Source organism: Desulfovibrio sp. (genome assembly GCF_034006445.1).
GTDB lineage: Bacteria > Desulfobacterota > Desulfovibrionia > Desulfovibrionales > Desulfovibrionaceae > Desulfovibrio.
On record NZ_JAVESS010000013.1, the window covers coordinates 25,238 to 42,278 of the forward strand.

Sequence of the window (17,041 nt, forward strand, 5' to 3'; positions counted from 1 at the left end):
CCGCGGCCCCGCACTAACAGGACATGCTATGCTGCTCTCACTTTCATGGCTGCGTGAATTTACGCCTTACGAAGGCACGGCTGAAGCTCTGGGTGACCGCCTGACCATGCTCGGCCTTGAGCTGGAAGACATCCGGCGGCCCTACGATTCCATCAGTTCCATTGTGGTGGGGCTTGTGGCAGCCTGTGAGGATCATCCGGAGTCCGACCACCTGCATATCTGCAAAGTGGACGCGGGCCAGGGCGAGCTGCTGGACATCGTATGCGGCGCGCCCAACGTGGCCGAAGGCCAGAAGGTTCCTGTGGCCCTTGTGGGCACGGTCATGCCCGACGGCATGGTCATCAAGAAGGCCAAACTGCGCGGCGCGCCCTCCTGCGGCATGATCTGCTCTGAGCGCGAACTGGGGCTGACCGAAGACCATTCTGGCATTATGGTGCTGCCCGACAGCTTTGTGGTGGGCAAGCCCCTGGTGGATCAGCTGGCCCTTGACCGTGAGGTTCTGGACATTTCCATCACGCCCAACAGGGCGGACTGCCTTTCTGTGCTGGGCCTGGCCCGTGAAGCGGCTCTTGCCTTTGACCTGCCGCTGCAGATCCCGGCCATGCCCCTGCAAATCGACGAAAACGCGCCCCAGCGCCTCGTGCCCATTGACATCAAAGACCCCGACCTCTGCTGGCTCTATTCCGGCCGGGTCATCACCGGCGCGAAAATCGGCCCCTCGCCCATGCAGATGCGCCACCGCCTGCACTCCGTGGGCGTCCGCCCCATATCCAATATTGTGGACGTGACCAACTACATTCTTTTTGAATGCGGCCAGCCCCTGCACTCCTTTGACCTGGACAAGCTTGAAGGCGGCCGCATCGAGATCAGCCGCGCGCAGGAAGGCGAAAAGTTCACCACCCTGGACGGTCAGGAACGCGCCCTCACCGCGCAGGATCTCTGCATCCGCGACGCTTCGCGCGCCGTGGCCCTGGCTGGCGTCATGGGCGGCCTCAATACCGAAATCGGCGATGCCAGCAGCAATGTCTTTCTTGAGAGCGCCGTGTTCCGTCCCGGCACCATCCGCAAAACGTCGCGCCGCCTGGGCCTTTCGTCCGAGGCTTCCTACCGTTTTGAGCGCGGCATCGACCAGCAGCGCAGCGTCTGGGCGCTGGATCGCGCCTGCGCCATGATGGCCGCCATCAGCGGCGGCACTGTGCAGCCCGGGCTTTCCATTGCCGAGCCGCGCCCCTTCAAAGCCGCCAACATCAGCTTTCGCCCGTCCCGCGCCGACGCCCTGCTGGGCGTCCATCTGACCCCGGAATTTGACCAGAAGGTGCTTACCGGCATGGGCTGCACCGTGGACGCCTCTGCGGACGTGTGGCACGTGAGCCAGCCGTCCTGGCGGCCCGACCTCACCCGCGAGGCCGACCTTGTGGAAGAAGTGGGCCGTGTACACGGTCTTGACACCATTGCCCCCGAACTGCCCGCCGTGGCCGGCAATCTTGACCGCGCGGGCGAGCCGGAATCGCGCTTCAGCTTCTGGTCGCGCCTCAAGCACTGGGGCGCTGGCCTTGGCCTCAACGAAGCCGTCAACTACAGCTTTGTGGGCCACAAGGATATGGACCACCTGGGTCTGCCGCGCGAAGGGCGCATATCCATCATGAACCCCCTTTCTGCGGAGCAGGACGCCCTGCGCACCGCCCTGGCCCCCGGCCTGCTTTACGATCTGCGCAACAATCTGGCCCAGGGGGTTCAGGGGCTGCGCCTCTTTGAACTGGCCAATATCTTTGAGGCGGACGCCACCTCCGAAACCACGGCCCGTGAAACAGGCATGCTGGGCGTGCTGCTCTATGGCGCGCGCTTTGACGCTGCCTGGCCCCAGGCCGAAGGCGACCTGGACTACGCGGACATCAAGGGCATTGTTGAAAACCTGCTGCGCTTTTTGCACCTGCCCGCGCCGGAATGCACCCTGGCGGAAGGGCACCCCTTTTTGCTGCCCTGCGTTGCGATCACGGTTGACGGCCGCGTTGTTGGCGTCATGGGCCGGATCCGGCCCGCCATGGCCGAAGAGTTCCACGCCCGCAAGGACGTCTGGCTGGCCGAACTGAATCTGGAAATCCTGCGCGAACTGTACGACGCCGCCGAGGTGCGCTTCCGTCCCCTGCCCGTGTACCCCCCGGTGCGCCGCGACATCACGGTCATGGCCGCCCAGGGCCTCACGGTCAGCGCCATCGCGGCCCATGTGCGCGGCCTTGGCCTGCCCCTGCTGGAAGACATCGTGCTGGTGGACTGCTTTGAACCCAAGGCCGCCGAAGGTCAGGATGCCGTGCGCAACCTCACCTTCCGCCTGACGTTCCGGCACGCAGACCGTACCCTCAAGGACACGGAAGTGGACAAGGAAAGGGAAAAAGTGGCACAGTCTCTGGCAGCGGCGCTGGGCGTCAAAATCTAGAACACGGCCGTTTAACGGCGTCGTGCCGTTGCGAGGTCGTGGCCCCGCCGTACGCGCCACTGTTCTTTCGCCTGCCGGAGCATGGAGGCCATGTTTCCGGCGCTTGGCGCTTGCGCGGCAACGACGCTCAAGGTCGCTGCGCTGTAGGCAGAAAAATGCTCTGGAGGACGTCAGGGGGCCCCATGCCGGACCACAACGACGAAAAAACCTACCGCATCGGTGAAGTTGCGGAACTGCTCAACCTCAAAACCCATGTGCTGCGCTTCTGGGAGACGGAATTTCCCCAGTTGGCGCCTTTGCGCACGGGTAAGGGGCAGCGCCTTTACACCGAGGAGCATGTGGGCCTTTTGCGGCGCATACGGCAATTGCTGCACGAACAGGGCATGACCATTGAAGGCGCGCGCCGTGTGCTGCAAGGCAGCGCCGTGGTGGACGAAAGTCTGCCTGAGCGCGTGGCCGCAGTGCCTGACCCGGATTTCATGCGCATGCTCAAACGGGAACTGACGGCGGTGCGCCGCCTGCTCAACGGCGGCTAGAGCAATTTAACTTTTAAATTGCTCTGACGGCTGCGTGAGCAGACGTTCGCTACGGAGGCGTAAGCGCAGTTTATCTGCGCGGTTAAACGCCAAAGTAAGCGTGTCTTAAACTTTGAGAATGTATATTCTCAAAGTTAATCTGCTCTAGGGAAACGCTGATTTATTCCGTTTGACGGCGTTGCGACACTTTTACCGCTTGCGGCCAAAGAACAGGCGGCAACCACGGACGGCAGAAATCGCCAAGATTCCGCCTTCGTGAAAACAAGCAGAATACCCACATGATTTTATCACCTTCGCTGCTTTCCGCCGATTTTTCGCGTCTGGCCGAAGAGCTGAACGCTCTTGAAGCCGCCGGAATCTCCTGGCTGCACCTTGACGTGATGGACGGCGCCTATGTGCCCAACATTACCTTTGGTCCCCCGCTGATCAAGGCCCTCAGGCCTGGCAGCGGGCTTTTTTTTGACGTACACCTCATGGTGCAGGACCCGTCCCGCTATATCCGCGATTTCAGAGACGCGGGGGCCGACATGCTGGTCATCCATGCCGAGGCCGACCGCCACCCGCAGCGCACCCTTTCGGCCATACGCGACATGGGCTGCAAGGCGGGCGTGGCCCTGAATCCCGGCACGGATCTCGGCGCCATACGCTGGCTCGTCGATGATATGGACATGCTGCTCATCATGAGCGTCAACCCCGGTTTTTCCGGTCAGGCGTTCATTCCGGCCACCTTTGACAAAATCCGCTCTGCCCGCCGTCTGCTGGACGCCTGTGGCCGCGAGGACGTGCTCATTCAGGTGGACGGCGGCGTATGCCCCGAAAACACGGCCCAGCTGGTGGAAGCCGGGGCCGACGTCCTTGTGTCCGGTTCGGCCTTTTTCGGGCACAAACCCTACGACGCGCGTCTGGCTGCCTTTATGGCTCCCCTGGCCGGGCACGAACCACGCCCCGCCGTGCGGGCTGCCGCACAGCGTCAGCCTGCAGCCGATACCCATCCCAAGCAAAAATAGAGGAATGAACATGCCTACCCGTAGACAGTGCGCCAACGCCATCCGCGCCCTTGCCATGGACGCCATTGAAAAAGCCCGCTCCGGCCATCCCGGCGCACCCCTCGGCATGGCCGATATGGCCGAGGCCCTCTGGCGGCACGGATTCAGGCACAATCCCGCCAATCCCCTGTGGTTCAACCGCGATCGCTTTATCCTGTCCAACGGGCATGCCTCCATGCTGCTGTACGCCCTGCTGCACCTCACGGGCTATGATCTGCCCATGGACGAAATTCGCAATTTCCGCCAGTGGGGGGCCAAAACCGCCGGACACCCCGAATACGAGCCGCACATGGGCATTGAAATGACCACTGGCCCCCTGGGTCAGGGCATTGCCTCCGCCGTGGGCTTCGCCCTGGCAGAAAGCATGCTGGCCGCCCAGTTCAATACGCCCGAGCATACGGTGGTGGATCACCACACCTACGCCTTTTTGGGCGACGGCTGCCTTATGGAAGGCGTGTCGCACGAGGCCTGCTCCCTGGCTGGCACCTGGGGCCTCGGCAAGCTCATTGTCATGTACGATGCCAACGGCATCTCCATTGACGGCAAGATCGACGGATGGTTCAACGAGGATGTGGCCGCCCGCTACCGCGCCTACAACTGGCAGGTCATCGGCCCCGTGGACGGCCACGACGCTGCCGCTCTGGACAAGGCCCTGGCCGAGGCCAAATCCGACACGTCCCGCCCCAGCCTGATCATCTGCCATACCCACATAGGCTTTGGCTCGCCCAAGGCCGATTCTGCCTCCTGCCACGGCTCCCCTCTGGGTGAAGACGGCATTGCCGCCACGCGCGATGCCCTTGGCTGGCACGAAGCCCCCTTTACCATCCCGCAGGACATCTACACGGCCTGGAGCGCCCGCGACGCTGGCAAAGCCGCCGAAGCCGCCTGGAACGCGCGCTTTGACGCCTATGCCAAGGCCCATCCCCAACTGGCCGCCGAACTGACCCGTCGCATGCAGGGCAAGCTGCCCGCCGACTGGGCCGCCATAGCCGCCGGTGCCCTGCAGGACGCCATCAGCAAGGGCGAAAGCATCGCCACCCGCGTTGCCTCCAAAAAAACGCTTGAGTACCTTGTGCCGCGTCTGCCCGAACTGGCGGGCGGCTCCGCTGACCTCACCGGCTCTGTGGGCACGTATACGTCTTCCTCCGTGCATATGGACGTGAAGGAGCACACGGGCAACTACATTTCCTACGGCGTGCGCGAATTCGGCATGAGCGCCATCATGAACGGCCTTGCCCTGCACGGCGGCTTCATCCCCTACGCCGGAACATTCCTGGCCTTTGCCGATCAGGCCAAGAACGCCCTGCGTCTTGCGTCCATCATGGGCATCCGTGTAATCTGGGTGCTGACCCACGACTCCATCGGCGTGGGCGAAGACGGCCCCACACACCAGCCCGTGGAACAGCTTGGCATGCTGCGGCTTATGCCCAATTTCAACCTCTGGCGGCCCTGCGACGCGGTGGAAACCGCCGCCGCCTGGATCTGCGCGCTGGAAAGCGTCCACACGCCTTCCGGCCTGTCCCTTTCGCGCCAGAACCTGCCCTTCTGCCCGCGCAGCGAGGCGCAGGTGGCGGCCATCGCCCGTGGCGGATACGTGCTGCGCGACTGCCAAGGCACGCCCGAGATCATCATCATGGCCACCGGCTCCGAAGTGGGCCTGGCCCTTGAAACCGCCGAACAGCTTGCCGCCGACGGCCGCAAGGCGCGCGTCGTGTCCATGCCCTGCGCTGAAGTGTTTGACGCCCAGAGCGCCGAATACAAGGAAAGCGTGCTGCCGCGCGCCGTGCGCGCCCGCCTGGCCATTGAAGCCGCCGCCAGCGACTGGTGGGGCAAATACGTGGGCCTGGACGGCGCGGTCATCGGCATGGAAGGCTTTGGCGCATCTGCCCCCGGCAAGGTGGTTTTTGAACGCCTCGGCTTTACCGTGACCAACGCTCTGGAAAAGGCCCGCGCCCTCATGGGCCGCATCTGAGTGGGCCGCATCTGACCCTGTTTCGCGCGGGGGTCTGGCCTTGGCCTCCCCCGCGCCTCATGCACGCATGGCCCTCTGGGCCGGTTGCCTCAACGAAATATCTGCAAGCAACAAAGGGAGCGCGCTATGCCTATAAAGAACATGCAGGACCTGGACCTCACAGGCAAAACCGTTGTTATCCGCGAAGACCTCAATGTGCCCATGAAGGACGGCGAGGTCACCAATGACAAGCGCATCCGCGCTGCCCTGCCCACCATCAAACTGGCGCTGGAAAAAGGCGCTGGCGTCATTCTGCTTTCGCACCTGGGGCGTCCCACCGAAGGGCAGTATGACGAGCAGTTTTCTCTGGCTCCCGTGGCCGCCTGCCTTGAAAAGCAGCTTGGCCAGCCCGTAACGCTGGCAAAAACGCTGGACGAGGCCAAAGTACAGCCCGGTCAGGTGGTTCTGCTGGAAAACGTGCGTTTTCTGTCCGGCGAAAAAAAGAATGATCCCCAGTTGGCCCAAAAACTGGCCGACCTTGGCGACGTATATGTGATGGACGCCTTTGGCGCCGCACACCGCGCCCATGCCTCCACCGAGGGCGCTGTACGCGCCGCGCAAGTGGCGTGCGCCGGCCCCCTGCTGCAGGCTGAACTGCAGGCCTTTGAAAAAGTGCTCGACAATCCCGCCCGTCCCCTGGTCGCCATTATCGGCGGAGCCAAGGTGTCCACCAAGATCGGCCTGCTCGAAAACCTGCTGAACACGGTGGACGTGCTTATCCTTGGCGGCGGCATCGCCAATACCTTTTTGGCGGCGGCTGGCTACATGGTGGGCAAGTCTCTGTACGAAGAAGATCTGGTGCCTGAAGCCAAAAAAGTTATGGAACAGGCCAAGACCCTCAACAAGGAACTTCCCCTGCCCATGGACGTGATCACCGCCGAGGAACTGGCCCCTGGCCAGCACGCCTCGCTGCACGCCGTGGGCGACGTGCCCGGCGACCAGATGATACTGGACGTGGGCCCCGAAACCCTGACACTCTATGAAAAGTATCTGGCCAAGGCCGCCACTGTGGTGTGGAACGGCCCTGTGGGCGCGTTCGAAACCGAGCCCTTTGGTGACGGCACCAAGGCCCTGGCCGAATATCTTGGCAATTCCAAGGCCTTTGTGGTCGTTGGCGGCGGTGACAGTGTGGCTGCCGTGGAAAAATACGGACTTGCCGACCGCATGGGTTACATATCCACAGGCGGCGGCGCGTCCCTTGAGCTGCTTGAAGGCAAAAAACTGCCTTCGGTGGCTGCCCTGGAGGACCGGGGCTAAGGTAGTTTAATGAAAAAACGTATATCCTTCGGCGGGCTGGCCTCGGTGACGTTGCTGGCCCTGCTGACGCTGCTGACCATTACCCCTGGCACGTCCTTTGCCGCTCCGGCTCAGGAAGCCTGGGAAGAAAACCCCGCTGACGCTGCCGCCCAGGGCGACAAATGGGGCTTCAACACCGGCCTCGGCGCAAGCCTGCGCACGTCGGAATACAAGGGCATCGACTCCCTCGGTTCTCCGCTTCCCCTTATTGGCTATGAGGGCAAGTGGCTGTACCTGCGCGGCCTGGACGGCGGCGTGCACGTGTACAGGGATCACTATCAGGAGTTCAACATCCAGCTGTCCTACCTGCCCCAGAACTTCTATGCCTCCTGGAGCGACAACAGCAGGATGAAGCGTCTGGACGACAGGTATTCCACACTCATGGCCGGCTTGAACTATACGCTGCGCACGCTCTACGGTCAGGCGTCCGCCACGGTGTCCACAGACATTCTGGGCGTCAACAACGGCATCAAGGCCGACGTTGCCTACGCCTACCCCATGCGCTTCGAAAACGTCATGTTCTCGCCCGCCGTGGGCGTGCAGTGGACGGACACCAACTACAACGACTATTACTACAGCATCAGTTCCAGCGAATCCCGCGCCAGCGGCTTCAAGGAATACAGCCCCGAAAGCACGTTTTCACCCTATGCCGGGCTGACCATGCGGGTCATTCTCACCGAGGACTGGAGCGCCGTTGCCAATGCCAAGGCGCTCTTTCTCGGCAACGAGATTACCGACAGCCCCATGGTGGAACGCACCACAACGTATTCCTTCAGCGCTGGCTTGCTGTACGCATTTTAGTGTAAGGGTTGGTTAGGTTAGAATGCTGTGTGGGGGAGGGACCCTCCTTAGACCAGATTTACTTTGAAATGCTTCACATTTCAAAGTAGTCATTCTGCAGAAAATGCGATTTTCGGCAGAATCCACGCCACGTTGTGGCGCGCTGCACTCTCGTGCAGCGTTAGAGCATTTAACTTTTTTCAAAGTTTAAATGCTCTAAAAAGGGTCTCCTCCCCCACGCCCCCACCCCCTAAAACTTTTATTGTATTTTAGTATATTATAAGGCTTTTTCTGTTCTGAATGGACGGGACAAAAGACGAGCCTTTCAGCCTTCACATCCAGGCATTTTGCCGTGTGTTTCACGGCAAACTGGCGCGCATGTTCACCACAAACGAAAAAACGCGCTGACCGCCAGCTTCTTTCCCCTCCGGCAGTCATGCCATAGCTGCCATGCCCGCACGCGGAGCACGATGGCAGTACCGCCAAAATCCGCACCGCACAGGCCAGGTACTGGCACAGGCAGGAAAGACCGCATGTCTGAAAAAAACGGCACAGCGCGGCAAACACAAGACCGCCGCAGCGCCCCGGCCCGGAACACCGAGGATAAAACCCAGCCACCGCCCTGGGCCGCGCCCCCCGCGAGCGGTACACCGTGGGGACGTTACGCTGTGGGCGTGTTTTTCAGCGTCATATGGAGTTCGGCATTCATCGCGGGCAAGGTGGTCGTGATGGAAATGGGGCCGTTCGCCACCCTGTTTTACCGTTTTACACTGACCGTGCTGGTGCTTCTGCTGTTTTGCGGCAAAAAGCTCCTTGGCCCAGAGGGCAGGCAGGCCATGCTGCCAGGGATGCTTCTTGGCCTGCTCAATAACGTGGTCTACCTGGGCCTGAGTTTTTCCGCCCTGCGCTATCTGGCCGCCTCATGGGTCGTCATCGTGGTTTCCTGCGCGCCCTTCATGACCATGGCCCTGGCGGCCCTGCGCGGTCAGGAGTCTTTTGACAAAAGAAAACTGCTGGGACTCACCGTGGCCTTTGCCGGGGTAGTCGTCATGGTGGGCATTACGGGCCTGCACGAAGGCGCTGGCCTTGGGCTTGGCATGGCCATCGCCGCCACGCTGGCCTTCTCGGTTGGCGCAGTGCTCTTTCGCGGCAAGTATGACGCCCTGTCCCTGCTTTCGCTGAACTTCTGGATGACTCTTTGCGGCATGCTCTGCTTTGCCCCCGCCGCCTTCATGACCACGGCAAACCCTTTGCACATCACCTGGCCCGCCCTGGCCGCGCTGCTGTGGCTGGTAGTGGTCAGCCTGGCGGGCATGGCGCTGTGGCTGCTGCTCATACGTACGCAAGGCCCCTCCATGGCCGCTTCCTACAACATGCTCAACCCCCTTTCGGGACTGGCGCTCTCCGCCCTGCTCCTCGGCACTGCCATCGGCGTGCAGGATGTCATGGGCGCTGCGGCCATCGTGGCAGGGCTGTATGTGGCCCTGCGCCCAGGACAAGCCCCGAAAACGACGTAACCACGCCGTCGGGTACGCCATCGGGTACGCCATCAGCACGCCATCGGCCACGTCGTCGGCCACGCCATCAGGCTCGCCTGTATCAAACAAGCCCCTCTTGCTTTTTTTCTGTGACAGCATAGACTTTGAGAAAATATTCTCAAAGTCTATTGCTATTCATTACACCTCACAACTATTTAAATACACAGAACTTTTAATCTTCCAAGGCGTTTGCGCTCACAGGTGACAGAGCAGTTCCACCTTGCATTAGGCCGTGGAGTTGATACGCTCAGTTTGAAAATAGTTTTCAATTAATCCCCATTTCCAAACCAGGAGAAATCCATGAGCACACTACGGATAGCCCAGTATGGTTGCGGAAAAATGTCGCGATATTCCATGCGCTACGTATACGAAAAAGGGGCGGAGATTGTGGCCGCCTTTGATATGAACCCGGCTGTTATCGGGCGTGACATCGGCTCCATCATGGGCTGCGAAAACAAGGGCATTCTTGTGGAGGACGCCTCCGAGGCGGCTCAAACCCTGGCCCGGCTCAAACCGGACGCCTGCCTCGTCACCACCATGAGTCTTTTACGTGATCTTCGGGTACCCCTCATGACCTGCGCCCAATGCGGCGTCAACGCCATCACCATTTGCGAGGAAGCCATCTACCCCATGAACTCCTCGCCAGCCCTCACCCGCGAAATTGACGCGCTGGCCAAAAGGAACGGCTGCACTATCTGCGGCACGGGTTATCAGGATGTGTTCTGGGGCAACCTCATTACCACCCTGGCCGGGGCCATGCACACCATCAGAAAAATTCGCGGCAAGTCCAGCTATAATGTGGAGGATTACGGCATAGCCCTGGCCAAGGCGCACGGCGCTGGCCTTGACCTTGAGGCTTTTGACAGGGACATCGCCTCGGCGGACAACATCCCCGAATCCCAGCGCAAGGCCCTTATTGAAAAGGGCGAATTCCTGCCCTCCTATATGTGGAACGTCAACGGCTGGCTGGCGGCCCGGCTCGGCCTTACGGTCACCGGGCAGACACAGAAATGCGTGCCCATGACCCACTCCAGCGAACTCAAGTCTTCCACCCTGGGCATGACCATTCCTGCGGGATACGCCACAGGCATGTCCGCAGTGGTCACCACCGAAACGCAGGAAGGCGTCACCATCGAGAGCGAATGCATAGGCAAGGTCTACGCGCCGGATGAGGTTGACCGCAACGACTGGACGCTCATGGGCGAGCCCGACACCCAGGTGGTCATCACCCAGCCCGCCACCGTGGAACTGACATGCGCAACCCTGGTGAACCGCATTCCTGATCTCATCAACGCCGCGCCCGGCTATGTGACCACAGACCAGATGCCCGTGAACAGTTACCGGGTGAAGCCGCTGGACCAGTACGTCAACAAATAGCCAGTGACAGCCTGCCCCAATCGCACAAAAAAAAGGCCCGTCCTTACCGCAGGACGGGCCTTTTCAAATGAACAAAGGTGATGCGAACCCGGCATGCACGCCGTCCAACAGGCACTTCAGGCGCGGGCGGGAATCACTGCGGACTTGGAGCAGATGAACGTTAAAGGTGATGCGATGCCTGGAAAACCCGCCCCCTGCCTCCCCGGCTCAAATCAGGACGCACTTTGTAATATGCCAAAACATAATAAAAGTTTTAGGGGGTGGGGGCGTGGGGGAGGAGACCCTTTTGCAAAAGGGTCCCTCCCCCACAAAGCATTCCAACCCGCCCCCACAAAGTATTTCAAAAAAAAGCGCCACGCACTGTACGCGACAACGAGCAACCATGCGCGCGCAGTCTTATCCGCCGAGGTACGCCTCGCGCACGCTGGCATTGTTGAGCAGGTTATGGGCCTTGTCTTCCATAACCACCTTGCCCACTTCAAGCACATAGCCGCGCGATGCCAGCTTGAGGGCGGCGCGGGCGTTCTGCTCCACCAGCAGCACCGTGACGCCGCGCTTGTTGATGGCCCGCACGGTCTCAAATATGGAGCGCACCAGCAAAGGCGCAAGCCCCAGGGAAGGCTCGTCAAGCAGCAAAAGGCGCGGTTCGGCCATGAGCGCCCGGCCTATGGCCAGCATCTGCTGCTCGCCGCCCGAAAGCGTGCCAGCAAGCTGATCCTTGCGCTCAAGCAGACGCGGAAAAAGATCGAATATCCATTCAAGGGTGCGTTCCTTGCGGGCTTTGTCCTCAATGCAGAAGGCCCCCAGCCGCAGGTTTTCAAGCACGCTCATGACGCCGAAAACCCGCCGCCCCTCGGGCGACTGGGCTATGCCCAGGCCCACGACCTTGTGGCTTGGCAGACGCAGCAAATCCTGCCCGTCAAAAAGAATCTCGCCCGACGAGGGCCGCACAAGGCCGCTGATGGAAAGCAGGGTGGTGCTTTTGCCAGCGCCGTTGGCTCCGAGGATGGTGACAATCTCGCCCTCTTCCACCCGCAGATCAATGCCGTGCAGCACTTCGACGCTGCCATAGCTGACCCGTATATTCGACAGTTGCAACAGGGACATGGCTTACCACTTCTCGTCTTCGACGCCCAGGTAGGCTTCAACCACGGCCGGATTACGGCGCACGGCCTCCGGCTCGCCCTGGGCGATCATGGTGCCGTGCTCCAGCACCACCAGTTTTTCACAGATTTTCATGACCAGACGCATGTCGTGCTCGATGAGCAGCACGGTGATGCCCCTGTCGCGTATGGCCGCAATGGTGTCCACAAGGGCAGCGGTTTCCTGGTCGTTCATGCCGCCAGCGGGCTCGTCAAGGATGAGCAGGCGCGGGTCGGAGGCCAGGGCGCGGGCGACTTCGAGCAGCCGCTGGTTGCCGTAGGAAAGCCCCCCGGCGGCTTCGGCATGGCGGTCGGCCAGGCCCACAAAGTTTAGTTCCTCCATGCAGCGGGCCACGGCGGCGCGCTCCTCGCGGCGCTGCCAGGGCAAATGCAGCATACAGGACAGCATGCCCGACTTCATGCGGCAATGCCGCCCGGCCAGGACGTTTTCCAGCACTGACAGCTTGCCGAACAGGCGGATGCTCTGGAAGGTGCGGGCTATGCCAAGCTCCACCACCTTGTGGGGGCGTAGTCCGGCCAAAGGCTCGCCGTCAAAAAAGATCCGCCCTTTCTCCGGCGAGTAGTTGCCCGTGATGCAGTTGAATACCGTGGTCTTGCCCGCGCCATTGGGGCCGATGAGGCCAACCACGCTGCCCGCCTCCACGCTGAAGGTCAGGTCGTTGACAGCCACAAGACCGCCGAAAACCTTGGTTATTTCCTGCAAGCGCAAAAGACTCATGCGGGCCTCCCGCCAGCGGCCTGCACGTCGCTTTCAACGGCAAGGGCAGATCCGGCCTCCGGGCTGCCGGGGCCAGGCCCGGAACCGTCACCGTTTTCGTTTTCCATCAGTGATTTCACATGGTAGCGACGGCGGCGCGGGGGCAGCAGCCCCTGGGGACGCCACACCATCATGATCATCATGGCCAGGCCGAAAATAAGCATGCGCGCATTGGAAAACTCACGCAGCAGTTCCGGCAGGCCGATGAAAAGAAAGGCGCTGATAAGCACGCCAATCTGGCTGCCGCCCGAAAGAATGACCACCGCAAAAATAATGACGGACTCCATAAAACTGAAAGATTCCGGTGAAATGGTCGTCATTTTCGCGGCATAGAGCGTACCGGCCATGCCCGCCCAGAACGCGCCCAGCACAAAGGCCATGAGCTTGTACTGGGTGACGTTCACCCCGCAGCCTTCGGCGGCCACGTCGTCTTCCTTGATATAGTTCAGGGCGCGGCCAAAGCGTGAATGCCACAGGCCGTAGAAAAGCAGCAGGCTTACGGCCACCATGCCCCACACCAGATAGTAGAACTGTATGCCCTTGACTATCTTGAAGCCGAAAAAGCTGGGGCGGCTGATGCCGAAAATGCCGTTGGCCCCGCCCGTGAGGCCGAAAACGTCGTTGATAAGGGCTATGCGCACAATTTCCACAATGCCAATGGTGACGATAAGCAGATAGTCGCCGCGCAGATGGATGATGGGCCGCGCCACCAGCAGGGCAAAGAGGGCCGCCGCCGCCCCGGCAACGGGCATGGTCCAGAATATGGGCCAATGGCAGAGGGTGTTCAGTATGGCGGTAACATACGCGCCCACGGCAAAAAAGGCCGCGTGCCCCATATGAAAGATCCCCGCCTGCCCCAGAATGATGTTGAGCGACAGCGAAAGCAGCGCGTAAAGGCCTATGCTCACGCACACGTCTGTCCAGTAGGCGTTGCTGAAGAGGGGCAGCGCGCAGATGACGGCCGCCAGAGCGACCCGGATGGCAATGCGGATGGGCTCTGTCATCATAGCTTGTCCGCCGTGCGCTCGCCCAGAATGCCCGTGGGGCGGATGATAAGAATGAGAATAAGCACAAAGAAGGCGATGGCGTCCTTCCAGGCGATGGCGATATAGCCAGCGGCCAGGGCCTCGATAACGCCCAGCAGAAGGCCGCCGATCATGGCTCCGGGGATATTGCCTATGCCGCCCAGGATGGCGGCGGTAAAGGCTTTGAGGCCGTACGTCCAGCCCATGGTAAAGTCGATCTGCCCGTAGTAGATGCCCACCATAAGTCCGGCAGCGCCGCCAAGGCCAGGCCCGATAAGAAAGACCAGGCTGATGATGCGATCCACGTTGATGCCCATAAGCTGGGCCGCGCCGGGGTCAATGGCCACAGCGCGAATGGCCGCGCCGGTGCGCGAACGCTGGATGAAAGCCCATAGGCCAAGCATGAGGATGACGCTGGCCGCAATGACCAGCAGGCGCACGCCGGGAACGGCCAGGCCGAACAGATGCACCGTGAAGTCGGGCCTGAGGTAGTCGGGGTAGACGTAAAAGCGCGCGCCGTAGATGAGCATGATGGCGTTCTGAAAAAATATGGAGGCCCCAAGGGCCGAAACCACGGCGGAAAGGCGGTTGGCGTTCCGCAAGGGGCGGTAGGCCGTACGCTCCAGAAGAAAGCCGATAATGGCCACCAGCAGGGCGACCATGACAAAGACGGCCAGCACAGCCAGCATGGGACTGAGCATGCCCGAAAAATTGCAGCTCACAAGCAGGGTCAGCCCAAGGTAGGCCCCAATGGTGAAGAGATCGCCGTGCGCGAAGTTGATAAGCTTCAGCACGCCGTACACCATCGTGTACCCCAGGGCCACCAGGGCATAGATGCCGCCCACGGCAAGACCGTTCAAAAGCTGTTGTAAAAACTGTTCCATAAAGCGTTGTACCCTTGCCACGCTCCGGTTGCCGGGGAGGCCCGCCGGTAAGAGCGCGATTCCGCCGCTGGAGCCGCACAGGTCGGGCCCCATTGGCGCATCCGGGCGGCGGCCCGGAAAAATCGGGCCGCCGCCACGGGCGTTGATGACGTATTGACTGTTTTCGCGCCGCTGAAACGCAGGCGCGGGGCACACTGTACGGCCAGTTTACTTGGGCTGCAAGATAAATACGCCCTTACCGTCAACCACATAGGTGCGATAGAACTCGCCCACGCGGTCGCCCTTGGCGTCAAAGCCAAGGCTGCCGGAAAGGCCGGGCATGCCCTTGAGGTTTTTCAGCCATGCGGCGATGGCTTCAGGCTTGTCATTGCCAGCGGCAAGGGCCGCTTCAATAACCTTGAAGGCGTCGCCAGCCAGCACGGCCCATACGGAAACGGGCACGGTGTTGTACTTGGCCTTGAAGGCGTCAAGAAAAGCCTTGGCTTCGGCAGTGTCCATATCCTGCGGCAGGGGCGGGCTGATGAAGAAGTAGCCTTCCGCCGCCTCATTGCCCGCAATCTTCACCAGATCCTGATGGTTGGCGGCATCGCCGCCCATCATGGGCACGGGCCAGCCCATTTCCTTTTTCTGGCGCAGCAACATGCCCGTTTCGGGGTAGTAGCCGGTGAAGAACACAAGATCGGGCTTGGCAGACTTGAGCTTGGTCAGAATGGCCGTGTAATCGCGCTCTCCGGGGGTAAGAGCGTCATAAAAGACCACCTTGACGCCGTCCTTGTCCAGGATGGCCTTGGTTTCTTCGGCCAGGCCCTTGGCATAGGAGGAATTGTCGTGCAAAAGCGCCACAGCCTTGTAACCGCCCTTCACAATGGCGGCGGCGGCAGCGCGGCCCTGCGCGTCGTCACGGGGACTGGTGCGGAAGAAAAGGGGCAGGCCCTTTTCCGTCAGGCGCACGCTGGTGGAGCCAGTACCTATCTGCACCAGCTGGGCTTCGTCCAGAATGTTCTGGCTTGCTTCGGTAACAGCGGAGCCATAGGTGCCGATAACGGCCACCACTCCGGCCGAAGCCAGTTTTTGCGCGGCCAGAGCGGCGGTACGCGGATCGCCCGCGTCGTCTTCCACCACAATCTTGACCTGGCGGCCGTTGATGCCGCCCTTGGCATTCACCTCGTCAGCCAGCAGACTGACGATGTTCTTCATGTCCTGCCCTTCAGAGGCCCATTTACCCGTGAGCGGGCACATGAGACCGATTTTGACGTCTCCGGCAAGAGCCGCCACGGGCACCAGCAGGGTGAGGGTCAGAGCCCCAAGCAAACGACCAAGTGCTTTCATAAAATCCCCCGTCCGTTGTGCGATGATGATAGTAACAAAATAGCATACCCTAAAATGTCACAAAGAAAAAGCCCGGATTTTCTGCCCGCAATTCCTACGGATACAGCCGGGGATAGCTTTGAGGGATGCCCCTGGGGGTGGCCGTAAGGAGCACGGCGGCGGCGCGTTCCCCTGGCGTTGCGTGCTGGACGTGGCTTGCGGCGCGTTGCCCATACGGCGGCGCGGCTGGCAGGGCAGATATCGAATCCTTTGCGCGGATGAGCCCCACGGTGAAGCCCTTGCGCGGTAAAAGCGCGCAAGCAGCAAAGGGCTGCCCGCGCCGCGCAACCGTGTACCGTAACAGGCGCCCACAACCATAACACTGCACAACCGTAACGTGGCGCAACCTTTATGAATATATATTGTTCATGCAATGCGCCTCCGGCATTTCCCCTTTGCAGCGCGTGGGCCGCTGTGCGGGCAGACGCCGCCTGATACTGCGTAAATACAAGTTATTTGTACTGTTACGCGCTGCAAAACTGTGTCTTGACCATTGCAAATGCATATTCACAAAACCTGTCCACTCCGGGCGAAAATCGCGCAAACAAACGGGTCTCCAGTGACGATCCAGCCTGTACAGATTCTGCCGCAATTCTGAAGCAAAGCTGTAAAACTCGACAGATATAAAAACATGCGGTACGATAAATGCCAAAGAGGCAGGAAAGGTGCAGTCACCCTGTACGCGGCGTGTGCCGCAGCCGTGCTTCGGGCAGAAACTTGCTCATGGCGATTCAAAGGCATTGCATGACAAGGCGCTGCCGCAAGTGTTCTTTCCGCCCTGACCGCACGGCCTTCTCCGCCTCACGGTTCCACACCCTCAGCAGTC

13 protein-coding genes are annotated in these 17,041 nt (G+C 60.9%); 8 read left to right on the forward strand and 5 right to left on the reverse strand.

Annotated elements, in window-relative coordinates:
* Positions 1 to 28 precede the first annotated feature (28 nt).
* The 8 genes from pheT (at position 29) to RBR41_RS10690 (ending at position 11,018) form a co-directional block, all read left to right on the forward strand.
* Positions 29 to 2,434 carry a phenylalanine--tRNA ligase subunit beta gene (pheT, locus tag RBR41_RS10655; protein WP_320352561.1) on the forward strand — a complete coding sequence of 802 codons (2,406 nt, stop codon included), beginning with the start codon at positions 29 to 31 and terminating at the stop codon, positions 2,432 to 2,434.
* A gap of 182 nt (positions 2,435 to 2,616) precedes the next feature.
* Positions 2,617 to 2,970 (forward strand): MerR family transcriptional regulator, encoded by a 354-nt coding sequence (locus tag RBR41_RS10660; RefSeq protein ID WP_320352562.1) that lies wholly within the window; start codon positions 2,617 to 2,619, stop codon positions 2,968 to 2,970.
* A 278-nt stretch (positions 2,971 to 3,248) separates the two neighbouring features.
* The gene (gene rpe, locus RBR41_RS10665; protein ID WP_320352563.1) at positions 3,249 to 3,977 is read left to right on the forward strand and encodes a ribulose-phosphate 3-epimerase; all 729 of its coding nucleotides are present in this window, start codon (positions 3,249 to 3,251) and stop codon (positions 3,975 to 3,977) included.
* A 10-nt stretch (positions 3,978 to 3,987) separates the two neighbouring features.
* Complete coding sequence (gene tkt, locus RBR41_RS10670; RefSeq protein WP_320352564.1) at positions 3,988 to 5,988, forward strand: transketolase; 2,001 nt, start codon at positions 3,988 to 3,990, stop codon at positions 5,986 to 5,988.
* A 126-nt stretch (positions 5,989 to 6,114) separates the two neighbouring features.
* The gene (locus tag RBR41_RS10675; RefSeq protein ID WP_320352565.1) at positions 6,115 to 7,284 is read left to right on the forward strand and encodes a phosphoglycerate kinase; all 1,170 of its coding nucleotides are present in this window, start codon (positions 6,115 to 6,117) and stop codon (positions 7,282 to 7,284) included.
* A 9-nt stretch (positions 7,285 to 7,293) separates the two neighbouring features.
* Positions 7,294 to 8,124: a MipA/OmpV family protein gene (locus RBR41_RS10680; RefSeq protein ID WP_320352566.1), complete on the forward strand. Its 831-nt coding sequence runs from the start codon at positions 7,294 to 7,296 to the stop codon at positions 8,122 to 8,124.
* Positions 8,125 to 8,636: 512 nt separating this feature from the next.
* Positions 8,637 to 9,620, forward strand: coding sequence for a DMT family transporter (locus RBR41_RS10685; protein WP_320352567.1), 984 nt, complete (start codon positions 8,637 to 8,639; stop codon positions 9,618 to 9,620).
* 321 nt (positions 9,621 to 9,941) lie between these two features.
* Complete coding sequence (locus RBR41_RS10690) at positions 9,942 to 11,018, forward strand: dihydrodipicolinate reductase (RefSeq protein WP_320352568.1); 1,077 nt, start codon at positions 9,942 to 9,944, stop codon at positions 11,016 to 11,018.
* A gap of 396 nt (positions 11,019 to 11,414) precedes the next feature.
* Here RBR41_RS10690 and RBR41_RS10695 read toward each other — a convergent pair whose 3' ends face one another.
* The 5 genes from RBR41_RS10695 to RBR41_RS10715 form a co-directional block, all read right to left on the reverse strand.
* The gene (locus RBR41_RS10695; RefSeq protein WP_320352569.1) at positions 11,415 to 12,125 is read right to left on the reverse strand and encodes an ABC transporter ATP-binding protein; all 711 of its coding nucleotides are present in this window, start codon (positions 12,123 to 12,125) and stop codon (positions 11,415 to 11,417) included.
* Between the two features lie 3 nt (positions 12,126 to 12,128).
* Positions 12,129 to 12,899, reverse strand: coding sequence for an ABC transporter ATP-binding protein (locus RBR41_RS10700; protein ID WP_320352570.1), 771 nt, complete (start codon positions 12,897 to 12,899; stop codon positions 12,129 to 12,131).
* Positions 12,896 to 13,945 carry a branched-chain amino acid ABC transporter permease gene (locus RBR41_RS10705; protein WP_320352571.1) on the reverse strand — a complete coding sequence of 350 codons (1,050 nt, stop codon included), beginning with the start codon at positions 13,943 to 13,945 and terminating at the stop codon, positions 12,896 to 12,898. The genes RBR41_RS10700 and RBR41_RS10705 overlap by 4 nt, the downstream gene beginning before the upstream one ends.
* On the reverse strand, positions 13,942 to 14,847 hold the full coding sequence (locus tag RBR41_RS10710) for a branched-chain amino acid ABC transporter permease (RefSeq protein ID WP_179980791.1): 906 nt from the start codon (positions 14,845 to 14,847) through the stop codon (positions 13,942 to 13,944). The genes RBR41_RS10705 and RBR41_RS10710 overlap by 4 nt, the downstream gene beginning before the upstream one ends.
* Before the next feature lie 207 nt (positions 14,848 to 15,054).
* Entirely contained in the window at positions 15,055 to 16,176 is a 1,122-nt protein-coding gene (locus RBR41_RS10715) for a branched-chain amino acid ABC transporter substrate-binding protein (protein WP_320352572.1), read from the reverse strand.
* Between the last annotated feature and the right edge of the window lie 865 nt (positions 16,177 to 17,041).